We start from the raw sequence: 22,666 nt of genomic DNA, 5'->3' as shown, positions 1-22,666 counted from the left end.
CAGAGGAGCCGCTGCGGTTGACGCCGCCGACGCGACCGCTCACCCGCGGAAGAGGTTGACGACTTCGTCGACGACGTCAGACTCGACGGCGAGGATGTACTGCTCCGACGGCTCCAGTATCGTCTCGGGACCGGCGAGCGACTCCCGGGCCGACGTGGAGATGAGGAGGCTTCCGGCCGGGAGCGCGATCTCATCCAGCCGTCGCCCCGCGACGGGAGCCGACTCGGCGACGGTCACCTCGATGATGTCGAGGTCGGCGGTGGGGAAGACGAGCGTGCGGACCTCCTCGCCGGTGAGCATGTCGGCCGCGTGGTCGCCGCCCAGCGACTGCGGGAGCAGCGTGGCGTCGATGGCCTCGTCGTGTTCCCGCTCGGTCCGCGACTCCGATCTGGCGAGGGTCCGGATGGACGGCGCGAGGTAGTGGGCGGTCATACAGATATCTAGGTTTGTCCCCGTCTCGTCGGTCAGCGCCGCGATCGCGTCGGCGTTCGCGAGGTCCGCCTGCCTGAGGATCGACTGCTGCGTGGCGTCGCCGTGGATCACTGGGCCGAGGTACGCGTCGGACAACTCCGCGACGCGGTCCCCGTCGATCTCGATCAGCAGCACCTCGTGACCCTGTTCGGTGAGGTTCTCCGCGGTCTGAAGCCCGACTCGCCCGCCGCCCGCGATGACGAATCGTTTTGACTGGGTCATCGTGTCGCGTCTCGACGGCCGGCTCCTTTAATCCGACCTGAATTCCGGTGCGTCCGGAACAGCGGGCTCACGCGGCGGCTCACGGACGCCGGTATCACTCCCTGCCAGAATTCCGAGACCGACGAAATTCACCATAGAGATAAAGTGGCAAGAACACGGTCTGTGGGAGCGTACGATGGACGACACGGGACGAGACGACCCCGAGCGATGAGCGGGAGCCAGACTCGGTCGCCGGAGGCCGAGCTCGGGCTGCTCGACGCGACGATGATCGGCATGGGGGCGATGATCGGGGCCGGTATCTTCGTGCTGACGGGGCTCGCCGCGGAGATCGCCGGGCCGGCGGCGATCATCGTCTTCGCACTGAACGGCGTCGTCACCGCGTTCACCGGCCTGTCGTACGCCGAGCTCGCCAGCTCGATCCCGAAGAGCGGCGGCGGGTACGCCTTCGTCCGCGAGATCTTCGACGACCTCTCGTCGTTCATCATGGGGTGGATGCTCTGGTTCGCCTACATGATCGCGGGGGCGCTGTACGCGCTGGGGTTCGCCCCGAACTTCCTCGAACTGCTCCACGTCTACGGGGTCGTCGCGCCGCCGGGAGAGGTCGGCGCCGTGGTCGTCCCGGTCGTCGACACCGCGGTCACGCCCGGCTTCCTCTTAGCCTTCGTCGCCGTCTTCGGACTGGTGGCGCTCAACGCCGTCTCCACGGCCGCGAGCGGGAAGGCAGAGACGGTGTTCACGATCGTCAAGGTGAGCATCCTGGTGGTGTTCGTCGCCTTCGGGCTGGCGTCGCCGATGTTCTCGGGGGCCGAGTTCCAACCGCTGTTCCCTGCCGGCAGCGGAGCGGGCGCGGTCCTCCCGGCGATGGGGCTCACGTTCATCGCCTTCGAGGGGTACGACCTCATCACCACCGTCACGGAGGAGGTGAAGAACCCGCGCGAGAACATCCCGAAGGCGATCTTCGTGAGCCTCGCCGTGACCGTGGTCGTCTACCTGGCCGTCGTCACCGTCGCCCTCGGGACGCTCGGGGCAGGAGGCCTCGCCGACGCGGGAGAGGCGGGGATCGCCACGGCGGCCACCTCGTTCATGCCGACCGGGATCCCGATCATCCGAAACGGCGGCGCGCTCGTCGTCTTCGGTGCGGTGTTCTCGACGTTGACGGCGCTGAACGCGGTCGTGATCGCCTCCTCGCGGGTCGCGTTCTCGATGGGGCGCGAGGGACAGCTGCTCCCGTCGTTCGGCCAGATCCACCACCGCTACGGGACGCCGTTCGTCGCCATCCTGGCCAGCGCGGTGGTGATGCTCGGCTCCGTCGCGCTGCCGACCCAGAGCGCCGGCAACATGTCAAGCCTGTTTTTCCTGCTGTCGTTCGTCATCGTCAACGTCGCCGCGATCCGGCTGCGCCGGGAGCGCCCGAACATGTACCGCCCCTACGAGATGCCGTTCTACCCGGCGCCGCCGCTGATCGGCATCGCGCTCAACCTGGTCCTGACGGGGGTGCTCGTGGAGTACCTGCTCCGGACGGACCCGTTGGCGCTGGCGCTCAGCGCGGCGTGGATCCTGCTCGGCGGCGTCGCGTACCTCCTGCTCAACAGGGCGCGCGCGGACCCGGATTCCGCGTCGCCGACCGGCGAGGGCAACCCCGCACCGCGGGGAGAGGACTGAACTCATGGCAAACTCACTCGATATCGTCATTGCGGGCGGCGGACGCGTCGGCTTCCAGACAGCGGAGATCCTCTCGGAGCGCGGCCACGGGGTGACCATCGTCGAGCGCGACGAGCGGGTCGTCTCCGAGATAGCCGACGAGTACGTCGCAACGGTGATCCGCGGCGACGCGACGAACCCCGATATCATCGAACAGGCCGGTATCGAGGGGGCAGACGCGATCGCGGCGCTCACGGGCGAGACGGGCCTGAACCTCGCAGTCTGTCTGGCGGCGAGGGAGCTGGCGCCGGGTATCCGGACGGTCGCCCGCATCGACCGCGCCGCCGGCAAGGCGTACACGCGGTTCGTCGACGCCGTGCTGTTCCCGGAGCGCGCCGGCGCCCGCGTGGCGGCGAACGAGGTCCTCGGCAGCGACGTTCAGACGCTGGCAGACGTGACCGGAAACCTCGACATCATGCTCATCCGCGTCGCGGAAGGGGCGCCGGCCGCGGGGAAGTCGCTCACCGAGGTCCGCTTCCCGGCGGGGGCGGTGGTCGTCTCCGACGCCGATGGGCACCGGATCGCCCGCTCCGACACGACGCTGACGCCCGGGGAGCGCTACGTCGTCGCCGTCGAACCCGACGTCGCAGACGAAGTGTTGAACCTCCTCCAGGGGTGAGCCGCCGCGGCCCGCCGGGGTCGCTTACTCTCCGCCCGGGCTCCACTCGGCGCCGTCGAGCTCGCGGTGCGTGAACGGGAGGGCGTCCTCGCCGCTGTAGCTCGCGACGAGATGGCCGTCGCCCTCGAGGTAGTACTTGTACGTCGTCAGCCCTTCCAGCCCGACCGGCCCACGAGCGTGGATCTTCCCGGTCGAGATGCCGACCTCGGCGCCGAGCCCGTAGCGGTAGCCGTCCGCGAAGCGGGTCGACGCGTTGTGGAAGACGCTCGCGGCGTCGACGCCGGTCATGAACGTCTTCGCCGTCTCCGAGTCCTCGGTGAGGATCGACTCGGTGTGTTTCGACCCGTGGTCGTTGACGTGGTCGATCGCGTCGTACGCGTCGTCGACGACCCTGATCGACAGTTCGAGGTCGCCGTACTCCGTGTCCCAGTCGTCGTCGGTCGCCGGCGCGACGTCGACGACCTCGCGGGTCCGCTCGTCGCCGCGGAGTTCGACGCCGGCGTCCTCGTAGCGCGCCACGAGCTCCGGGAGGAAGGTGTCCGCGACGGAGTCGTGGACGAGCAGCGTCTCGACGGCGTTGCACACCGCCGGATACTGGACCTTCGCGTCGAAGGCGACGTCTTCGGCCATCGTCAGGTCGGCGTCCGCGTCGACGTACACGTGACAGATCCCCTCGGTATGGCCCAGCACAGGAATTTGGGTGTTCTCTTGGATGTAGGAGACGAACTCCGAGGAGCCGCGCGGCATGACGAGGTCGACCCGGTCGTCCAGTTCGAGCAGGCGGTCGACCTCCTCGTGGGCCTCGATGAGCGCGGCCCACCCGTCGGGGAGGTCCGCGGTCGCGTCGACGATAGCCTCGTGGAGGACGCGGTTCGACTCGCTGGCCTCGCTGCCGCCCTTGAGGACGACGGCGTTGCCGGACTTCAACGCGAGCGCCGCGATCTGGACCAGGGCGTCGGGCCGCGACTCGAACACCGTTGCGACGACGCCGATCGGCACCGCGACCCGGTACAGCTCCAAGTCCTCGTCGAGCTCGCGCGCCGCCAGCGTCTCGCCGAGCGGGTCGTCTTGGTCGGCGACCGACTCGACCATCGACGCGATCTCCTCGACTTTCGTCTCGTCAAGCTTCAGCCGGTCGACCAAGGCCTGCGTGTACTCGCCGTCCGCGAGCATCTGCTCCGCCTCCTCGACGTCGACAGCGTTCGCCTCCAGTATCTCGGACTCGCGCTCGCGGATCGCGTCCGCGATCGACCGGAGCGCCTCGTTCCGGGTCGCCTCGTCGGCGTTCGCGAGCCGTAGGGCGGCGCGTTCGGCTCGGCGGGCCAGTTCGTCCGTGTCCGCTTCGACGTCCGTCTCCGGTTCGGTGTGGCTCTCACTCATGCTCGTCACCCATCTTCGGCACGAATAGCGTGCCCGTCGGCTTACCCGCTGCGATCCGGGCTAACACGTCCCGCTCGGCGGAGCCAGCGATGATCGCGGGGATCCCGTGGCGGCTCACGTCGTGGGCGCCCTCCACCTTCGTGCGGATGCCGCCGAAGTCCGTCTCGGTGCCGTCGCCGACGATCTCGCGCAGCCGCTCGTACCCGTCGTCGACCGCCTCGATGAGCTCGGCGTCGTCGTCGCGCTTCGGGTTCCCGGTGTAGACGCCGTCGACGTCGGTGAGGGTCACGAGGAGATCGGCGTCGAGGCCGATCGCGACCGAGGCCGACAGCATGTCGTTGTCGCCGATCCGCAGCTCATCGGTCGCCACCGCGTCGTTCTCGTTGACGACCGGGATGACGCCCCACGACAGCAGGGTCTCGACGGTGTTGGTGAAGTTGTCGAACCGCTCGGGCGCGTCGAGGTCGGTCCCCGTCACGAGGATCTGCGCGACGTCCTGGTCGAAGCGCTCGAAGCTCTGGGTGTAGTGGCGCATCAGCAGGCCCTGGCCGACCGTCGAGAGCGCCTGGCTCTCTGCGATGGAGTCGACGCCCTCCCGCGACTCAGGCCCCTCGGCGAGCCGGCCCGTCCCGGCGCCGACCGCCCCCGACGAGACGAGGACGACCTCCGCGCCGCGCCCGCGGAGGTCCATCACGTCGGCGACGAGCTTGTCCAGCTTCACGCGGTCGAGCCGGGAGTCCTCGTCGGTCAGCGAGTTCGTTCCGGCCTTGACGATCACGCGGTCGGCCCCGGCGGCCTCCCGTCGGGCGGCTTCGACGCGCTCGGGATCGGCCGCGCCGACGCGCTCGACGCCCGCGTCCTCAGGCATCGTCGAACGCCTCGGCGAGTTCGCGGGACCGGCGCTCCGCGGCCGCGACGGCGTCCTCGACCGCCGCGTCGGCGTCGCTGTCCCACAGCACCTCCATCCCCTCGATGGTCGTCCCGTTCGGCGAGCAGACCGCGTCGATCAGTTCGTCGACGCTCCGGTCGTCGCGCAGCACCGTCTCCGCTGCGCCCTTGAACGTCTGCGCGGCCAGCGTCTCCGCCTGCTCGGGGTCGAGCCCGCCGTCGATCCCGCCCTGTTTCATCGCGTCGATCAGGTAGAAGGCGAACGCCGGCCCGCTGCCGTTGACCGCGGTCGAGACGTGCATCAGCGACTCGTCGACCTCGACGAACTCGCCGACCGCGTCAAGCATCGCGCGGACCTCGTCGGTGAGGCCTGCGTTCGTCGCCGCCGCGGCCATGTCGCCGGTCTCGGCCGCGAGGTTGGGCATGATCCGGACGACCGACGCGTCGGTGCGCTCGGCGACGAACTCGCGGGGGAGCCCCGCCGCCAGCGTCACGAGCTGCTGGTCCGCGCGGAGGTCGAGCTCGTCGAGGACCGCCGGCGCCACGTCGGGCTTCACCGCGAGGACGACGATGTCCGCGTCGCGCGCCGCCGCCACGTCCTCGGTCGTCTCGTCGGCGGCGTCTTCGATCGCGGCGAGCGCCTCGGGATCGAGGTCGATCGCCGTGAGGTGGTACCCCTCCGCGCGGGCGAGCCCCCTGAGCAGGGCGCCCCCCATGTTCCCGCAGCCGATAACGCTCACTCGAGTCATTTGGGTCAACGCACTCGACGGGCGGACATACCAACTGCGGTTTTCGCAAGATTCCGCGATCGGCGCGGGACCTGCCGCTCGGCGCCGCCTACGCCAGATCCGCGTACAGCGAGCGGTAGCGGTCGGCGATCGCGTCGAGAGAGAACTCCTCGCTGCGCTCGGCGGCGCTCGCGCCGAGCGCCGCGCGGCGGTCGGCGTCGCGGAGCTCGTCGATCGCGTCGACGAAGCCCTCGACGTTGTCGCCGCGAGCCTCGGTGTCGGCCGCGCTCGCTTCCCCCGTCGCGTCGCGCTCGTCGCCCACCTTCAGACACTCCTCTCCGTCTTTCAGCCACGAGAACGTCTCGATGTCGCGGACGACGAGCGGCTTCCCGGCCGCCATCGCCTCCAACAGCGCGATCCCCTCGTTTTCCTCGTGAGTCGGGAAACAGAAGATGTCGCCCGCGGCGTACGCGCCGCGGATGTCGTCGACGAAGCCGGTGAACGTACAGTTCGCGGGCGCCTCGTCGACCAGCCGCGTTGTCTCGCGCCCCTTCAGCGACCGGTCGATGGGGCCGAACCAGACGAAGTCGACGTCGGGGGTCCGGTGGGCTGTCTCGACGAACGTCTCTAACCCCTTCCGCTTGATCACGTGCCCGACCATGAACACCGTCGGCAGGTCCAGGTCGTAGCGCCCGCGGTACTCGTCCTCGAAAGACTCGAACCCCGCCAGCTTCTCGCGGTCGACGCCGTTCGATATCACGGTCGTGGGCACGTCCGCGTACTCTTCGATTAGGTCGCGGTTGTACTCAGAGGGGCAGACCAGCCGGTCGGCGAGCCCGTACGCGCGCCGGAGGTACGGCTTCAGCGGCCTCGCGAGCGCGTTGGTGAACCGGAAGCTGTCGCCGAAGTCCTCGGCAGTGACGTGGGTGTGCGCGACGACCGGGACGCCCGCCGACCGGGCGCGGCGCGCGTACCAGACCGATCGCGGCCCCATCAGGTTGAAATGGATCACGTCGGCGTCCAGCGTCGGCTCGGTGGTGTACTCGATCCCCACCCGGTCGAACATCTTCCGCTGGTGGTCGACGGACGCCGCCACGCCGCCGGTGACGTGTTCCTCGAACTCGAAGTAGTGGCTGACCTTCATCGTCGACACCGAGGGCTCCCCCCGACGCGGCCGGTCACTCGACTTCTAGCCACGGGACCTCCATCAGCGCGGGGATGTACGTCTCGATGTGGTGTTCCCAGACGCCCTCCTCGCCGAACGCCTCGCCGTGGTCGGCGGTGACGACGACGTCGCCGTCGAGCTCTTCAACGAGTTCGGCGACGCTCTCTAAGGCGATCCGGAGGTTCTCCTCGTACATCGACAGCGCCGTCACGCGCGTGCCGTCCGTCACGAGGTCCTTCGGGTCGAGTTCGAGCCACAGGCCGGCCTTCTGGGCGAACTCGCTGTCGTCCAGCCGGCTCTCTATCTTCGGCCGGACCGAGTCGCTGAGCGAGGAGAGCAGCCCGCCGTCGTCGTCGCTCCCGCCCTCCGCCTCCTCTTCCTCCTGGCGTTTGATCCCCTTCTGGATCTGCTTGAGCTTCTGGCCCTTCCCGCGAGAGAGGTAGGGCGCGTGCGGCTGCATGTAGTGGAGAACGGTGCGGTCGGCGCGCTCGACCGCGTCGAGGTTGTTCCGGTACGCCGCCGCGAGCCCCTCGGGCGGCACGGTGCCGAGGTCGTCGTCCCACTGGGTCTTCCAGACGTCGTGGATGTCGCTGATGTGCTCGGAGGCCGTCCACTCGTAGTCGCAGCTGGCGCCCCACTTCAGCTCGTTCAGCGGGATCCCCAGATCGTTGATGAAGGGGTTCCCGGAGAAGTACGCAATGTCGTGATCGCCGGTGAACGTGCGGTAGGCCCACTCCGGCGTCGAGGAGCCGACGCTGCGCCGCTTCTCGAGCGTCCCGTCGAGGTACTCGTCGTACACGTCCGCGAACACGTCGTACCGGCACGCGTCGAGCACCAGACAGTAATCCCACTCCGACTCGAGGAACCGCTGATCTTCCATTGGGTGGGCCGTCGGCCCGCCGGTACGTATGTATTCTCATTCTCGCCCCGAGGCGGCCGATCGCGGGAGAGCCGCCAGCGCCGGAGAGCCGCCCTTGCGGGGCGGCCGCGAAGCAGACGTTTCAAGTTCGCTACCGCGTCACTCCGTCTATGGAAGGCCCACAACGGCGCGCGCTAATCTTAGGGGCGGGCGGCGCCGTCCTCCTCCTCGCGGTGCTGTTCGTCGTCGTCGGGGTCGACCGCGTCGTCGACGCGCTGGCGGCCGCGGACCCGGCGCTCGTCGGCGTGACCGCCGGCCTCGGCCTCTGCTGGCTGGCGGCCTGGAGCCTCATGCTGCGCGCCGTGTTGGGTGCGCTCGACGTCGAGATGTCGGTTTGGACCGCGTTCCTCGTCTACAGCGGCGCCGCCTTCGCGAACAACGTCACCCCGTTCGGGCAGGCGGGCGGCGAGCCGGTCGCCGCGGCGCTCATCTCGAAGGTTGGCGAGGCGCGCTACGAGACGGGGCTCGTGGGCATCGCGAGCGTCGACGTGCTCAACGTCGTCCCCTCGGTGTCGCTCGTGTTCCTCGGCGTGGGGTCGTACGCGGCCACCACCGCGGTCGGCGAGCGCGTCGAGTTCGCCGTCGCGAGCGCGGTCGCGCTGATCGCCGCGATCGTGACGACGATCGCGTTCGTCTGGCGCTACCGCGTCGCCGTCGTCGACCGCGTTCCGGGCGCGATCGGCCCGTTCCTCGGCCGGTTCGACCGCTTCGACGCGGAGACGATCGAGACGGGCCTCGCCGACCGACTGGGGAACTTCTTCGCCGACATCGAGCGCGTCGGCACCGACCGCACCCGGCTCCTCGGGATCGTCGCGCTCTCGCTCGTGGGCTGGCTCTTTCAGGCGGCCGCGCTCACCGCCGCCTTCGCCGCCGTCGGCCACCCGATCTCGCCGCTGATCCCGATCTTCGTCGTCCCGCTGTCGTACGTGGCGGGCGCGACGCCGCTTCCCGGCGGCCTCGGCGGCATCGAGGCCGCGCTCGTCGGCCTGCTCGTGCCCACAACCGGCGTGGCCGCGTCCGCGATCACCGCCGCGGTCTTGGTGTTCCGCGGCGCCGTCTACTGGCTCCCGATGCTGATCGGCGGCGCGTCGGCGTCGGCGCTGGGCGTTCGGGTGCTGGAGTAGCGCGGAGTTTCGCGCGGACTCGGCGCGCTCCGAGCGACGCCGCGACGGAGGCGACCGCGCCGAGCGCGACGTTCGAACCGCGACCGGTGCCGCGGAAGAGGGCGTCCGGGAACACGGCCCGCGATCGGAGCAAGGGCGCAAAAAGCGCTCTGGGAAGCGTGAGAGAACCGCTCCGGGTGAGTCGCCTCAGAAGAACAGCCACAACACGAGGAGCGCGTACAGCGTCACGAGCGAGATGATCGTCAAGCGGATGAGGATATTGACGCTGAACACGAGCCCGTTGTAGTCGTTCTTCAGGAGCTTCACCGGCTCGGTGCGGCGGCTCTCGAACCCGACCGTCGCGGGCGCGAGGTCGTCGACGGCGCGGTCGACCGCGCGCTCGATGGCGTCGACGTCGGACTCGCGCATGTTCGCCAGCTCGTGGATCGAGGCGTGGGTGTCGGTCGAGAAGGGGATCACCGCGTCGAACTCGTCGCGGTACGCGTCCGCGGTGGCCCGCACGTCGGGGGTGAGCCCGTTCGTGTCGACGCCGATCCAGAGGGCCTCCTGGCCGTCGACGCGTTCGACCATCGCCAGCGCGTTCTGCTCCGTCCGCGTCACCGCGAAGCCGGCGGCGTAGTCGTCGGCGAGCTCGGCGTCCGCGAGCCGGTCGCGGAAGTCGTCGAAGGCGCGCTTCAGGCGGTCGGCCTCGGCGGAGCCGTACTGGATCTCGACGTCGGGGCCGTTCTGGATGTCGTGTTTATGCTGGTCGATCAACAGCACGTCGTCGTGGTCGACGTCGCGCATGAACACGCCGGTGTCGTAGTCGTCGATCCCTTGACCGTGGAGGACGACCACGTCCTTGTCGCCGATCCGGCGGCCGTGGAACCGGACGTCCGCGTACCCGTCGCGGTCGCCGTACGACTCGGTGACGAGCCGCGAGGCGCGCCCGGTCCGCTCCGGCTCGGCGACCGCGTCGAGGATCCGCTCCGCGTCCGCCGGGTTCGAGAGGTCCTCCTTGTGCGTACACGGGACGTGGAAGAAGAACCCGGCCGAGCCGTCGGTCGCGGCGGCCTCGGCGCCCCCGTCGGCCGCGGCCTCCGCCTCGGCGCGCTCGGTCCCCTCAGCCTCCCGACCGTCGTTCAGCGCGTCGATCAGGTTCCTGCTCAGCTGGCCGCCGCCGAACCCACCGAGCGGTCCCGGGTGGACCCACGGGGCCGCGACCGTGAGCCGATTCCCGTTGTCGACGGTGAACGTCTCCACGGCCGGGCGGGCCTCGACGCCCAGGTCGAGCGACTCGCGGTCGTTCCGGAGGAGCCCGGAGGTGAGCGCGAACGCGGAGACGTCGGTGTTGCTCCGGATCAGGTAGTCGACGACGAGCAGGACTAAGACGAGGAAGCCGGCCGCGATGAGCAACGAGGCGAACGCGAACACGTGGCGGTACGTCGAGAAGCCGAGGTCGCTGCCGCCGAGGGCGTAGAAGGCGGCGATGAGCAGCGCCGGCTCCGCGAGCGACGCGAGGAGGATCCGGTCCGAGTGGTCGATGCCCGTCGAGACGACGAGCACTAAGATGTTGATCAGGTACAGCGTGATGAAGCTCAGCCAGATGATGCTCCACGCGTTCCCGACGTTGTTCGCGCCGGAGAGCACCAGCGCGTACACGAACAGGACGAACTGCGACGTGAGCGCGAGAAAGTAGCTCCACGGACGCGGGTAGCCGTCGAGGACGCGGGGGAAAAGCTCCGCGGCGACGACGAAGGGGATGAAGAAGATGAGGACGGCCACCGGAACGATTCGAGAGGGATCCGGCGCGAACGGCGTGAAGAGCGTTATCGCCGCGACGGTGGCGATCCCGTACAGTCCGCTGAGGAGGACGAGCGCGGCCGCCTGAACCCGGAGCCGCGGCACCGAGAACACCAGCCGCTGGAAGGCGTCGACGTTGTCCGCGCCCATCTAGCCGGTCACCCCGTATATCGACTCGAGCTCGTCTATCGTCCGCTCGACCGAAAACCGCTCGACTGCGGCGCGGGTGTCTCTGTCGCCGTCGAGGCAGTCGCGGACCGCGCGCTCCATGTCGTCGAGGTCGCCGAGCGCGAAGCGGGCGCCGTTCTCGGAACCGATCGTCTCGTCGAACGGCGCCACGTCCGCGGCGGCGACCGGGGTGCCGCAGGCGTTCGCCTCCAGCGTCGAGAGCCCGAGCGTGTCGCAGGTCGACGCCGTGAGGAAGACGTCGAGGGCGGCATAAAAGTCGGGGAGCTCCTCCCGCGGGAGGAAGTCGTGGAACCGGACGTTCTCGGGCGCTTCGGCCTCCAGCTCCGCGCGGACCGGCCCCTCGCCGACGAGTTCGAACCGCACCTCGGGCAGCCGCGCCGCGAGCCGGAGCGTCTCGTCGACGTTCTTTTTGTGAGTCATCCGGCCGCTGTACCCGACCACCGACGCGTTTGCCGCGGTCGGACCGCCGTCGGTCGCCGGCGCGGCCATCCACGCGCCTTCCCGCGGCCGGAACCGGTCCATTTCGATCCCGACCGGCAGTCGGTACGGCTCCACGTCGCGGCGGATCCGCGAGGTCGAGGCCGTGACGCAGTCGAACGCCTTCAGGAAGCGGTTCTCGTAGGCGACGTACGCCCGCCCGGCGAGCGAGGCGAGGCGCTCCGATTTGAGGCCTTGGACGAAGTAGTCCTCGACGGGAGTGTGGTGGGTGTACACCGAGGTGGCGTCGTACCGTTTCGCGTACCGCAGCCCCATCAGGCCGGTCGACGCCGGGCCGTGACAGTGGACGACGTCGAGGTCGGGGAGCGTCGACAGGCGACGGTAGGTCGGGAGGCGGTACTGTCGGTAGAAGGGGTTCGGCAGCGACGGGACCGGTATCTCCCGCTCGTCCGGCTCGTGGCTGCTCTCCGGATACACGACGTACACGTCGTGGCCCCGAGACTCGAGGCGGTCGCGCCACGCCTGAATCGTGTAGGTGACCCCGTCGATGCCGGGGAAGTAGCTGTCGGTGAAGAAGCCGATGTTCATGGTCGCGTCTGGCGGTTGGGGGGGCGCCGGCGGCCCGGGCCGCCACGGAGGAGCCGACCGGCGGGGACGGCGCCGGTCGGGGCGGGGCTCGGGTCGTCGTCCGCGCCGACGGCTACTGCGAGTACCACGGTCATTCGCCGACTTCACTACCTGACCGCTTCAACATTTTCATTTCCGGAGACGCCGCTCCGGGGCCGGTAGCGGGCGGCGCGGCGCGACCCCGCCCGCTTCTCCGTCCGCTCTCGGACCCCGCCCGCTTAATCCGTCCGCGCCCGAACCGCCGGCCATGATCACGACCGACCGCATGGCGGCCGTCGACGCCAACGCGGCCGCGCTCGGCGTTCCCCGCAAACAGCTGATGGAGTCGTCCGGCAACGCCGTCGCCCGCGAGGTCCGCGCCGTCGCGGAGCCCGGCGCGACGGTCGCGCTCGTCTGCGGCCGCGGGAACAACGGCGGCGACGCGCTCGTCGCGGCGCGCTTCCTGAAGGGCTACGACGTTACGGCTCACCTGCTCGGCCGTCCGGAGACGATCCGCACCGACATCGCGAGAGAGAACTGGGACGCGCTCGAAGCCGCCGAAATCACGGCCGAAACCGTCACCGACTCCCGCGACATCGACCTCGCCGGTCCCGACGGCGACGACCCCGACGTGATCGTCGACGCGATGCTCGGATCGGGCGTATCGGGCGGCCTCCGCGAACCGGAGCGGACCGCCGCCGAGGCGATCAACGCGACCGACGCGACGGTCATCGCGGTCGACGTGCCCTCGGGAATCGACGCCGACACGGGCGACCCGACTGGCGGCCCGGACTCGGTCAGGGTGCGCGCAGACCGCGTGGTGACGTTCCACGCCGAGAAGCCCGGGCTGGCCGCGCTCGACGCCGACGTGACGGTCGCCGACATCGGGATCCCGGCCGCCGCAGAACGGTTCACCGGGCCGGGCGACCTACTCGGACTCGACCGCGACTCGGACTCGCACAAGGGCGACAACGGCGAGGTGCTGGTCGTCGGCGGGGGGCCGTACACCGGGGCGCCGACGCTGTCCGCGCTCGCCGCGCTCCGCGCCGGGGCCGACCTCGTCCGCGTGGCGTGTCCCGAGCGCGTCGCCGGCGCGGTCCAGGGGTTCTCGCCGAACCTCATCGTCCGCGCGCTGCCGGGCGACCGCGTCGGTCCCGCCCACGTCGATCGGGTCGCGTCGCTCGCGGCCGGAAACGACGTCGTCGTCCTCGGGCCGGGCCTCGGGCGCGGCGACGGTACCCACGAGTTCGTCCGGGAGTTCCTGACGGCGTTCGAGGGGCGCGCGGTCGTCGACGCCGACGCGCTCCGGGTCGTCCCCGACGTCGATACCGACGCCGACCTCATCTGTACGCCGCATCAGGGCGAACTCGTCGGCATGGGCGGCGAGACGGCGTCGGACCCGGACGCGCGAGCCGAACTGGTCCGCGAGTTCGCGGCCGAGGTGGGCCACGCGCTGCTCGTGAAGGGCGCGGTCGACGTGATTTCCGACGGCGAGGACGTCCGGCTGAACCGCACCGGCAACCCCGGGATGACCGTCGGCGGGACCGGCGACGTGCTGGCGGGGACGGTCGGCGCGCTGGCGGCCGTGACCGACCCGTTCCGCGCGGCCGCGGCCGGCGCGTACGTCGTCGGGCGCGCGGGCGACGCCGCCGCAGAGGCGAACGGAGCCGGGCTGGTGGCGACGGACTTACCCGACCGGCTGCCGGAGGCTATGCGTAATGAGTGACGAGGAAGCGGCCCGGTCGGGCGGACCGAGCGCGGAGTCCGCGGGGACGGACGCGCTGACCCACACCGACGAGGCGGGCGACGTCCAGATGGTCGACGTCGGCGCGAAGCCCGACAGCAGCCGACGCGCGGTCGCTCGCGGCGAGATCCGGCTGACGCCGGAGACGGTGGCCGCGGTCGAGGCCGACGCGGTCGAGAAGGGCGACGTGCTCGCGACCGCCCGGGTCGGCGCGGTCCAGGCGGTCAAACACACGTGGGAGACGATCCCGATGTGCCACCAGATCCCGATCACGAACGTCGACACCGAGTTCGCGGTCGGCGACGACCGGATCGAACTGACCGTCGCGGTCGAGACAACCGGGAAGACGGGCTGCGAGATGGAGGCGTTAGAGGGCGTCACGACCGGCCTCAACACCGTCTGGGACATGGTGAAGGCGGCCGAGAAGAACGCGGACGGCGGGTACCCGGACACGCGGATTTCGGACGTCGAGGTCGTTGAGAAGCGGAAGCGCCCTACGGAGGAGTGAACCGCGGTCGCGGCTATCGCGCGTTCACGACCTCACGCTTCGCTCACCGTGACCGCGTATTCGTAGTCTTTCGAGCGGCGCTCGCCGACCGTCTTCCCGACGTTGAACCCGTACTCGTACCTACCGGGTTCGGCATCCTGCGCAGCTTCGACCCTCACGTGTAGCGTCGTGCTGGCGCAGTCGTCCCACAGATAGATCGGCGGACAGGAGTCGGCCTGCGCGTCTATCGGGTTTCTGAACTCGACGTCCCTGAACTGTACCGGTGCGTCACTCGGACCGCACTTGTACAGCCGCGAATCGAACGAGAACTCCGTAATACCGTCTACGCGGATGTCGAACACCTCCGAGTCGCCGGGAGCGAGCTCCGGTTCCTCAACCTCGACAGTCGGCGGCCAGCTCCCCTCACCCGTACACGACGGACAGTCGCCGAGACAGATCTCGTCGCCGAGACAGCCACCCAACCCTGCCACCGTCGTCCCGACGCTTCCGGCGAGGAACTGACGTCTCCGCATGGGTTCAGATTCGTGTGAATCGGAATAAAACTGCCCCAGCGTCGTCCGTTCTGGACGCCGCTCCGTCTCGATCGCGCCCGGACCCGGTTTCCCTTACCTATCGAGGAACGGCGGGATCACGACCTCGGCGCGCTTCTCGTCGCCGCGCACGACGACGCTCACCTCGGTGCCCGCGTCGGCGTACGACTCGTGGAGGTAGCCCAAGCCGATCGGCTCGTCGAGCGTCGGGCTCATCGTCCCGGAGGTCAGCTTCCCGACGCGGGTGAGGTCGCCGTCGGTGACCGCGTAGCCGCCGCGGGGCACGCCGCGGTCGCGGAGGCGGACCCCGACGAACTTCTCGGCGACCCCCGCCTCCTTCTGCGCCTTTAAGGCGTCGCGACCGACGAACTCCGTGTCGAGTTCGACGACGAAGCCGATCCGCGCCTCGTAGGGGGTCCGGGGCTCGTCTTCGGGGTCGAAGTCCTGTCCGGAGAGCAGGAACCCCATCTCGGTGCGGAGCGTGTCGCGCGCGCCCAGCCCGCACGGCTGCGCCTCGCGGGGCGCGTCGACGAACGCCGCCCAGACCGACTCGACGGCGTCGGCGGGACACATCACTTCGAAGCCGTCCTCGCCGGTGTAGCCGGTGCGCGCGACCCAGCTCTCGGTGCCTGCCACCGCCGCAGCGGTCGCCTCAAACTTCGAGAGGTCGACGACGCGGTCGCGGGGCGTGGCCTCGTCGAGGGCGTCGGCCGCGTCGGGGCCCTGGACCGCGAGCATCGCCCAGTCGTCGGTGGCGTTCGCGACGGTCGCGTCGAGTCCCCACTCGTCTCGGTGCGCGGTCCATCGGTCCTGCATCTGCTCGTCGTGGCCCGCATTCGGCACGAAGAGGTACGCTGGGTCGCCGCTCGGCGCGTCGAGGTCGCCGTCGTGGGCGTCCTCCAGGTCCGCGAGCGACGCGGCGGCCTCCCCGGCCGCGGTCCCGTCGGGGAGCCGGTAGACGACGGTGTCATCGAGCATCACGCCCTCTTCGTTCGTGATCGCGGCGTACTGGGAGTCGCCGGGGTCGAGCGCGCGCACGTCGTTCGTCGTGAGCCGGTTCATAAGCTCGGTCGCGTCCGGGCCGGCCACCTCGATCTCGCCCATGTGCGAGACGTCGAAGACGCCGACGGCGTCGCGGACCGCGGCGTGTTCCGTCTGGATCGAGTCGAACTCGACGGGCATCTGCCAGCCGCCGAAGTCGGTGAACTTGGCTCCGCGTTCGTCGTGGGCGTCGTGGAGCGGAGGAAGGCGATCGGTCATACTCGCACCTCTCCGGGACGAACCTAAGGTTTTGTCATCGACCAACGACTGAAGCCGCGAGCTTCCTCCTTGTATCCGTGTGACATCGGGTGTCCCCGTGTCCGGAGCGGGCCCGGTGCGTCGCTCTCGGCGGGCTCCTCGCGGCCGACAGCCTCAAGCGGTCGCCGCTCCCCCTACCGGGCGTGAGCAGTCCCCGACTCGATGGCACGGGCGCGGTCGCCCCCGCGGTCGCGGTCCTCCTCGCCGCGGTGCTGCTGGGCGCGCTCGTCGGGACGTGGCCGCCGTTCGTCGCGGTCGAGAGCGGCAGCATGACCCCCGGCGTCGAGCGCGGCGACCTCGTGGTCGTCACCGCGACCGACCGCGAGCCGTGGGGCGACCTCTCGACCGCGGCCGACCCGGACGCGCCGACGCGGCTCGGGGAGACGGGCGACGTGGTCGTCTACACCGTGCCGGGCGCCGGGGGGAGACCGGTGTTTCACCGCCTCGCGTTCCCCGTCGAGGCCGGCGAGGACTGGACGGAGCGGGCGGACCCGGAGCTCCTCGCCGCCGATTGCGCGGAACTCGCGACCTGTCCCGCGCCGTACGACGGGTACGTGACGCGCGGCGACGCGAACGAGCTGTACGACCAGAGCGCCGGCATCGCGCCGGTCGTCCCCGAGGAGTGGATCGCGGGGAAAGCGCTGTTCGCGGTGCCGAACCTCGGCTGGATCCGCGTGGGGGTCGACGCGGCGGCCGCGCGGTACGGCGGCGTCGCGACCGGCGTCGTCCTCGTCGGCGGCGCGGGACTGGCCGGCGGAGTCGGTGCGCTGCTTCTGGGTCGGTTTCGGCGGAAAGGGTCGCGGTGAAGTAGCTCGATGGCAGCGATAATTTATAAATAGCGGAGCGGTTGGCGCGCGCCTCCGAGCGGCCGCCCTCGGCGGCCGCGAGGAGCGCGTGCGAGGGACGCCGCGAGCGACCGAAGGGAGCGAGCGGCGAGGCTGGGGAGGTGAGAGGCTGCGGTGCTGTGCGGTGGGGCGGGATTCAAAGGGGCAGCCGGGAGGCGGGCGCAGGCGACGTAAGCACCGCAAGGAGCGAGTGAAACGAGTGACTGAGGAGCGCAGCGAGCGTGCGCCCGCCTCCCGGCTGGGGCTTTGGAGGTGTTCTCCGCGGTGGCAACGACGTAGTACCGAGCGGCTGGGGCTTTTTACGGTGTCTGTTGTCGATCCCTTATAAATAGCTTCTAACTGAGAAGTGGGGATATCAGAAGCGCTCACTACGGTATCGTCGCTCACTTATAAACAGCCACCGCCGACACCGTGTTTCGATCGCTACTGCGTCGATGCCGATTCGGCGTCTGCCCCGTCGCCTCCGCTGTCGGCCACGTCGTTCTCGTCGCCGTCGAGCGTCACGGAGCCGTTGGCGGCGTTCCGCAGCGCGTCCGAGCGGCCGAACTCGCCGGGCGCGATGGCGAGCGTCCGGATCCCGTAGCCGTTCGCGGTCTCGACGACCGGCTTGAAGTCCGTGTCGCGCGAGGCGATCGCGAGCGTCTCCATCCGGCCCTCGGCCGCGAACCGCGCGGCGTCGACCGCGAGCTTCACGTCGACATCGCCGCTCGTGATCACGACCTCGAAGCCGCGGGCCTCCGCGGCCTGAATGAGGCCCGGCGTCGCGTGTTCATCGAGGTAGAGGCGTGTGGTCACCAGCGGTCCCTCGGCCTCGCCAGCTCGCCGCACGTCGTCTAAGTCGACGTCGAACTCCTCGCGCAACACGTTGGGGCCGTCCACGAACAATGCCACGCCGCCGGCGGCCCCGTCCGTCACGCCGTCCGGCCCGATCTCGGTCTCCGTCTCGTCCACCGGTCCGACCTCGCCGTTTGCGCTCGGCTCGCCGTCAGCGGTCGTCTCGCCTTCCGGCCCGTCGCCTCGGTCCATGGCCGGCCTTCGCCGTCGTCGGGAATAGGCGTACTGATCCGCAGGCAGGTCTCGGATCCGACACCGGCGACAGTTTTTATCGCCTGCGTGAGACTTGAGGTGGCATGCCCGCCGAGCGACTCCGCAAGGTCAGAGACGCCGTCGTCGCACAGCGGACGGCCCTCATCGAGCGCGCCGCGCTGCTCGCGATCGGGCTGGCGATCGCCGGGTGGAACATCTACGCGCTCGGGTCGGTGTCGCGGATCGGGACGTTCCGGTCGGTCCCGTTCTTTTTCGGCGCCACGATCGCGCTGCTCGCCGTCTCCGAGTTCCTTCCCGAAGAGCGGACGACGGCGATCCTCGCGATCCGGCTGGCGTTCCTCGCGCTCGCGCTCGTCACGGTCGCGTTCGGCGCACTACTGCTGCTGTTCATGGCGAACAACACGCCCTGAATCCGCCTGATCGTTTCGGAACTTCAATACCTTATATCGATATTACGACTTCGGTGACGACCGTAGTGAATATACGGAGATTTGAAATAGGATGTCCAGCAATAACGAGATAAGATGTCGCAATCAAACGCGTACACCGTCATTTCAGCACAGAATGATCACGAATGTACCACGGTACGTGCCCATCCGCGCAACGAGACGTACCACGTCGTCGAGTACGCCGACGAGGACGCCCGCGAGCGCGTCGCCGACCTGCCGGTGGGGTCGGTAGTAAAGATGGAGCTGTCGCGCGCCGGCCGCCGGAGCAACGTCTGGCGCGCCGAGTCGGTCCGGACCGCACGGACCGACGGCGGAGCGAGTGAAGAGTAGTTCGAGTGGCTACTGCTGTGGATCTCCGGATTTACTAATTTCTCTGTAATAACTGATCGAATGCGCTGCGGAGGACACTTCCAAATCCTCAGCCGCTCACTTATAAATAACCGACCGCCGATCGGCGACAGATATCTCCAAAGCCCCAGTCGCGACGGCTCGCGCGGCTTGCTGCGTTCCTCGCTCGGTCGCTAGCCCTCCCTCGCTGCGGTACTTGCTGCGCCGTGCTTCGCCCTCGCGACTGCCCCTTTGAGTCCCGCCCCGCAACCGCACCTCACACCTCCCCAGCCTCGTCGCTGGCGCCAAACGGCGCCAGCGACTCCCTCGCGCGGCGCTCCTCGCGCCCACCGGGCGCTCGGAGGCGCGCGCCACAGCATATCTAAAAACCACAAAACGCCCGCTCGTCTCGTTTATAAGTCGCGCGTGAGCCGCGGGTTCGTCACGGCGCCGTCAGCGGCGGAGGCGAAGTCGCGGCCGTACTTCGCTAGGATGCCGCCCTCGTACGGCGGTTCGGGCGCGTCCCACGCCTCGCGGCGCTCGTCGAGTTCCTCCTCGGAGAGGTCGACCGTCAGGTCGCGTTCCGGAATGTCGACGGTGATGTGGTCGCCGTCCTCGATGAGACCGATCGGGCCGCCGACGGCGGCCTCGGGCGCGACGTGCCCGATCATCGGGCCGCGGGTGCCGCCCGAGAAGCGGCCGTCGGTGAGCAGCGCCACGTCGTCCTCGTGGCCCGCGCCGACGACGGCGGCGGTGACGCCGAGCATCTCGCGCATCCCGGGCCCGCCGCGGGGGCCCTCGTTGCGGATGACGATCACGTCGCCGGACGCGATCTCGCCGGACTGGACGTACTCCATCGCGTCCTCCTCGTTCTCGAACACGCGGGCGGGCCCCTCGTGGTAGAACTCGTCGTCGCCGGTCACCTTCAGCACCGAGCCGTCCGGCGCGAGGTTGCCGTCGAGGATCTTGATCGCGCCCTCCTCCTCCTTCGGGTCGTCGACGGTGTAGAGGAAGTCGGCCTCGATCTCGTCGTCGTCCGGGAGGTCGCCGTTCTCCTCCAGCGCCGCGATCTCCTCGGCGAGCGTCCGGCCCGTCACGGTCATCGCGTCGCCGTGGAGCAGGTCCGCCTCCAGCAGGCGCCGGAGCACGACCGGCACGCCGCCGACCTCGTGGAGGTCGTTCATCACGCGGCTCCCGCCGGGCTGGAGGTTCGCGATCTTCGGCGTGCGCCGCGATATCTCGTCGAAGTCCTCGATCGAGAGGTCGACGTCGGCCTCGGCCGCGAGCGCGAGCAGGTGGAGCACCGCGTTCGTCGAGCCGCCCATCGCGGTCTGGGCCGCGATCGCGTTCTCGAACGACTCCCGCGAGAGGATGTCGGATGGGCGGCGGTCGTTCTCGATACAGTCCATCGCCAGCTCGCCCGCGCGCTCGGCGACCGCGTATCGCGCTTCGTCCTCGGCGGGCGGTGAGGCCGAGCCGAGCGGCGCCAGCCCGAGCGCCTCCGAGAGCGACGCCATCGTGTTGGCGGTGAACATCCCGCCACAGGAGCCCGCGCCGGGGCAGGCGTGCCGCTCTAAGTCGTCGAGCTCGTCGGCGTCCATGTCGCCCTGCGCGTACGTGCCGACGCCCTCGAACACCTGGACGATCGTCACGTCGCGGCCGTCGTGTTGCCCGGGCATGATCGAGCCGCCGTAGAGGAAGACGCTGGGGAGGTCCGTCCGGATCGCGGCCATCATCATCCCGGGGAGGTTCTTGTCGCAGCCCGCCACCGTAACCAGCGCGTCCATGCGCTCCCCGAACGAGACCAGCTCGACGGAGTCGGCGATGACCTCCCGCGAGATCAGGCTCGCCTTCATCCCCTCGGTCCCCATCGAGATGGCGTCGGAGATGGTGATCGTCCCGAACTCGATAGGCATCCCGCCAGCGGCGTCGATACCCTCGAGCGCGGCGTCCGCCACGTCGTCGAGGTGGACGTTACACGGCGTGATGTCGGCCGCCGGGTTCGGCACGCCGATGATCGGCGACGAGAGGTCCTCGTCGTCGAACCCCATCGCGCGGAACATCGCGCGGTGCGGCGCCTTGTCCGGCCCCTCCGTCACGTCGCGGCTCCGCAGGCTCTCGTCTTTCCCGCCGGCGAATCGGTCCGTCTCCCGGCGACGCCGCCGCTCGTCGTCGTCGGATTTCGGCTGCTGTTCGCTCATACTCGACCCTGTCGCTCGGGACTCTTAAACGGCCGCGTCGGGGCGAGGGTTGCTCGACGGGGCGAACTGGTTCGGGGCGAGCGTTCGAAACCGTTGGCGAGGGGGCGTCCTCACACCCGCGCCTTCAGCTCCACCCGGTAGCCGAACGGGTCCCTGACGTACACCGCGCCCGCCTCCCCGGTCGCGCCGAGCGGCGAGTCGAGGGTCTTCTCGACCGCGACGCCGGCGGCTTCCAGTTCGGCCTCGATCTCCGCCGCCGACTCCTCGACGACGACCGCGACGTGGTCGTAGTTCGTCTTCGTCGGGCGCTCGAACTCGTCGGTCGGCCACAGGTGGATCACGGCGGTCGCCGAGAGCCGCACGTCGAAGAAGGGCTTCTCGTCGGCCGCGTACAGCGCGTCCTCGATGCCGAATCCGAGCCGCTCGCCGTAGAACTCGCGGGCGGCGTCGGCGCCGTCCGCGGGGATCCGGAGGTTGACGTGGTCGATGTGTCGCGCTCGCATGGCGGATCGTTCGTCGGCGAAGTTAAAAAAGCGACAGTCAGGCGAACGCCCGGAGGATCCCCGCGCCGTCGGTGCTGCGACCGAGGTCCGGGAGCGTGGCGCGCTCGGGGTGGGGCATCAGCACGGCGACCGTCTCTCGCTCGCCGAGGACGCCCGCGACGTTGTCGGTCGAGCCGTTCGGGTTGGCGGCGTCGGTGACGTTCCCGTCGGCGTCACAGTAGCGGAAGAGGACGCGGTCGTCGGCGACGAGGTCGGCGTGGGCGTCCTCGCTTATCTCGAAGCGCCCCTCGCCGTGCGCGATGGGGACCTCGATCACGTCGCCCTCGTCGTAGGCGGCGGTCCACGGGGTGTCCGCGCGCTCGACGCGCAGGTGGACGGGCTCGCACTGGAAGCGCGCGGACGCGTTCGTGGTGAACGCGCCGGGCGTCAGCCCCGACTCCGAGCCGATCTGCGCGCCGTTACAGATCCCGATCACGGGGACGCCCTCGTCGGCAGCCTCGCGGACCGCTTCCATGACCGGCGCACGGGCGGCCATCGCGCCGGCGCGGAGGTAGTCGCCGTAGGAGAACCCGCCGGGGAGGACGATCCCGTCGGCGTCGTCGGGAAGGCCGTCCTCGTGCCAGACGCGCTCGGCGTCGACGCCGAGGTGGTCGAGCGCGCGGACGGCGTCGCGGTCGCAGTTCGAGCCGCCGAATTGAACAACTGAGACCGTCATCGCTCGGCGACCGCGACGTCGTAGTCGTGGATCGTGGGGTTCGCGAGCAGCCGCTCGGCCATCTCGTCGGCGCGCGCGGCCGCCTCGTCGGCGTCGGCGGCGTCGAGGTCGACCTCGAAGCGGTCCGCCGAGCGGAGGTCGGACAGCTCGAACCCGAGCCGTTCGAGGGCCTGCTGGGTCGTCTCGGCCTCCGGGTCGAGGACGCCCCGCTTCAGCCGGACCGTCACCGTCGCCGTGTATGCGGTCATGGTCGTTGGTGCGGAGTC

The 22,666-nt window shown here is 69.8% G+C and carries 23 protein-coding genes; 8 read left to right on the top strand and 15 right to left on the bottom strand.

What is annotated here, in order from left to right; genetic code table 11:
* Positions 1-39: 39 nt before the first annotated feature.
* Positions 40-693 (bottom strand): potassium channel family protein, encoded by a 654-nt coding sequence (locus tag F3H13_RS05380; RefSeq protein WP_149798026.1) that lies wholly within the window; start codon positions 691-693, stop codon positions 40-42.
* A 207-nt stretch (positions 694-900) separates the two neighbouring features.
* Between F3H13_RS05380 and F3H13_RS05375 the strand changes: the two genes are divergently transcribed.
* A complete protein-coding gene (locus F3H13_RS05375; RefSeq protein WP_149798025.1) occupies positions 901-2,355 on the top strand; it encodes an APC family permease in 1,455 nt (484 codons plus the stop codon).
* A gap of 4 nt (positions 2,356-2,359) precedes the next feature.
* The gene (locus F3H13_RS05370) at positions 2,360-3,013 is read left to right on the top strand and encodes a potassium channel family protein (protein WP_149798024.1); all 654 of its coding nucleotides are present in this window, start codon (positions 2,360-2,362) and stop codon (positions 3,011-3,013) included.
* A gap of 24 nt (positions 3,014-3,037) precedes the next feature.
* On the opposite strand, the gene F3H13_RS05365 is transcribed toward F3H13_RS05370, so the two are convergent.
* From F3H13_RS05365 to F3H13_RS05345, 5 genes are all read right to left on the bottom strand, one after another.
* Complete coding sequence (locus F3H13_RS05365; protein WP_149798023.1) at positions 3,038-4,402, bottom strand: glutamate-5-semialdehyde dehydrogenase; 1,365 nt, start codon at positions 4,400-4,402, stop codon at positions 3,038-3,040.
* A complete protein-coding gene (gene proB / locus F3H13_RS05360; RefSeq protein WP_149798022.1) occupies positions 4,386-5,261 on the bottom strand; it encodes a glutamate 5-kinase in 876 nt (291 codons plus the stop codon). The genes F3H13_RS05365 and proB overlap by 17 nt, the downstream gene beginning before the upstream one ends.
* Positions 5,254-6,030, bottom strand: coding sequence for a pyrroline-5-carboxylate reductase (proC, locus tag F3H13_RS05355; protein ID WP_149798021.1), 777 nt, complete (start codon positions 6,028-6,030; stop codon positions 5,254-5,256). Before proC ends, proB begins: the two co-directional genes overlap by 8 nt.
* Before the next feature lie 88 nt (positions 6,031-6,118).
* Complete coding sequence (locus tag F3H13_RS05350; protein ID WP_149798117.1) at positions 6,119-7,153, bottom strand: glycosyltransferase family 4 protein; 1,035 nt, start codon at positions 7,151-7,153, stop codon at positions 6,119-6,121.
* Positions 7,154-7,187: 34 nt separating this feature from the next.
* Entirely contained in the window at positions 7,188-8,054 is an 867-nt protein-coding gene (locus F3H13_RS05345; RefSeq protein WP_149798020.1) for a hypothetical protein, read from the bottom strand.
* 149 nt (positions 8,055-8,203) lie between these two features.
* On the opposite strand from F3H13_RS05345, the gene F3H13_RS05340 reads away from it, so the two are divergent.
* On the top strand, positions 8,204-9,217 hold the full coding sequence (locus tag F3H13_RS05340) for a lysylphosphatidylglycerol synthase transmembrane domain-containing protein (protein ID WP_149798019.1): 1,014 nt from the start codon (positions 8,204-8,206) through the stop codon (positions 9,215-9,217).
* 186 nt (positions 9,218-9,403) lie between these two features.
* Here F3H13_RS05340 and F3H13_RS05335 read toward each other — a convergent pair whose 3' ends face one another.
* Positions 9,404-11,149 (bottom strand): DUF2070 family protein, encoded by a 1,746-nt coding sequence (locus F3H13_RS05335; RefSeq protein WP_149798018.1) that lies wholly within the window; start codon positions 11,147-11,149, stop codon positions 9,404-9,406.
* Positions 11,150-12,214, bottom strand: coding sequence for a glycosyltransferase (locus tag F3H13_RS05330; protein ID WP_149798017.1), 1,065 nt, complete (start codon positions 12,212-12,214; stop codon positions 11,150-11,152).
* Positions 12,215-12,500: 286 nt separating this feature from the next.
* On the opposite strand from F3H13_RS05330, the gene F3H13_RS05325 reads away from it, so the two are divergent.
* Positions 12,501-13,958, top strand: coding sequence for an NAD(P)H-hydrate dehydratase (locus tag F3H13_RS05325; protein WP_149798016.1), 1,458 nt, complete (start codon positions 12,501-12,503; stop codon positions 13,956-13,958).
* Complete coding sequence (gene moaC, locus F3H13_RS05320) at positions 13,951-14,484, top strand: cyclic pyranopterin monophosphate synthase MoaC (RefSeq protein WP_149798015.1); 534 nt, start codon at positions 13,951-13,953, stop codon at positions 14,482-14,484. The genes F3H13_RS05325 and moaC overlap by 8 nt, the downstream gene beginning before the upstream one ends.
* A 32-nt stretch (positions 14,485-14,516) precedes the next feature.
* On the opposite strand, the gene F3H13_RS05315 is transcribed toward moaC, so the two are convergent.
* Entirely contained in the window at positions 14,517-14,996 is a 480-nt protein-coding gene (locus F3H13_RS05315; protein ID WP_149798014.1) for a hypothetical protein, read from the bottom strand.
* 93 nt (positions 14,997-15,089) lie between these two features.
* Entirely contained in the window at positions 15,090-16,274 is a 1,185-nt protein-coding gene (locus tag F3H13_RS05310; RefSeq protein ID WP_149798013.1) for a glycine cleavage system aminomethyltransferase GcvT, read from the bottom strand.
* Positions 16,275-16,456: 182 nt separating this feature from the next.
* On the opposite strand from F3H13_RS05310, the gene F3H13_RS05305 reads away from it, so the two are divergent.
* Positions 16,457-17,119: a S26 family signal peptidase gene (locus F3H13_RS05305; RefSeq protein WP_149798012.1), complete on the top strand. Its 663-nt coding sequence runs from the start codon at positions 16,457-16,459 to the stop codon at positions 17,117-17,119.
* Between the two features lie 462 nt (positions 17,120-17,581).
* Here the strand turns inward: F3H13_RS05305 and F3H13_RS05300 are convergent, their stop codons facing one another.
* On the bottom strand, positions 17,582-18,184 hold the full coding sequence (locus F3H13_RS05300) for an NYN domain-containing protein (RefSeq protein WP_149798011.1): 603 nt from the start codon (positions 18,182-18,184) through the stop codon (positions 17,582-17,584).
* A 104-nt stretch (positions 18,185-18,288) separates the two neighbouring features.
* On the opposite strand from F3H13_RS05300, the gene F3H13_RS05295 reads away from it, so the two are divergent.
* On the top strand, positions 18,289-18,615 hold the full coding sequence (locus F3H13_RS05295) for a hypothetical protein (RefSeq protein WP_149798010.1): 327 nt from the start codon (positions 18,289-18,291) through the stop codon (positions 18,613-18,615).
* A gap of 114 nt (positions 18,616-18,729) precedes the next feature.
* Positions 18,730-18,984, top strand: coding sequence for a hypothetical protein (locus tag F3H13_RS05290; RefSeq protein WP_149798009.1), 255 nt, complete (start codon positions 18,730-18,732; stop codon positions 18,982-18,984).
* A 410-nt stretch (positions 18,985-19,394) separates the two neighbouring features.
* Here the strand turns inward: F3H13_RS05290 and ilvD are convergent, their stop codons facing one another.
* The 4 genes from ilvD to purS form a co-directional block, all read right to left on the bottom strand.
* Positions 19,395-21,182 (bottom strand): dihydroxy-acid dehydratase, encoded by a 1,788-nt coding sequence (ilvD, locus tag F3H13_RS05285; protein WP_149798008.1) that lies wholly within the window; start codon positions 21,180-21,182, stop codon positions 19,395-19,397.
* Between the two features lie 110 nt (positions 21,183-21,292).
* Positions 21,293-21,685 (bottom strand): VOC family protein, encoded by a 393-nt coding sequence (locus tag F3H13_RS05280; RefSeq protein ID WP_149798007.1) that lies wholly within the window; start codon positions 21,683-21,685, stop codon positions 21,293-21,295.
* Positions 21,686-21,722: 37 nt separating this feature from the next.
* A complete protein-coding gene (purQ, locus tag F3H13_RS05275) occupies positions 21,723-22,400 on the bottom strand; it encodes a phosphoribosylformylglycinamidine synthase I (RefSeq protein WP_149798006.1) in 678 nt (225 codons plus the stop codon).
* Positions 22,397-22,648, bottom strand: a complete 252-nt coding sequence (gene purS / locus F3H13_RS05270; RefSeq protein ID WP_008442483.1) for a phosphoribosylformylglycinamidine synthase subunit PurS — start codon at positions 22,646-22,648, stop codon at positions 22,397-22,399. The genes purQ and purS overlap by 4 nt, the downstream gene beginning before the upstream one ends.
* Between the last annotated feature and the right edge of the window lie 18 nt (positions 22,649-22,666).

This window comes from Halorubrum xinjiangense, assembly GCF_900102375.1.
Lineage (GTDB): Archaea > Halobacteriota > Halobacteria > Halobacteriales > Haloferacaceae > Halorubrum > Halorubrum xinjiangense.
The sequence above is the reverse complement of the archived record's forward strand: the minus strand, read 5'-3'. Positions and strand labels throughout refer to the sequence as shown.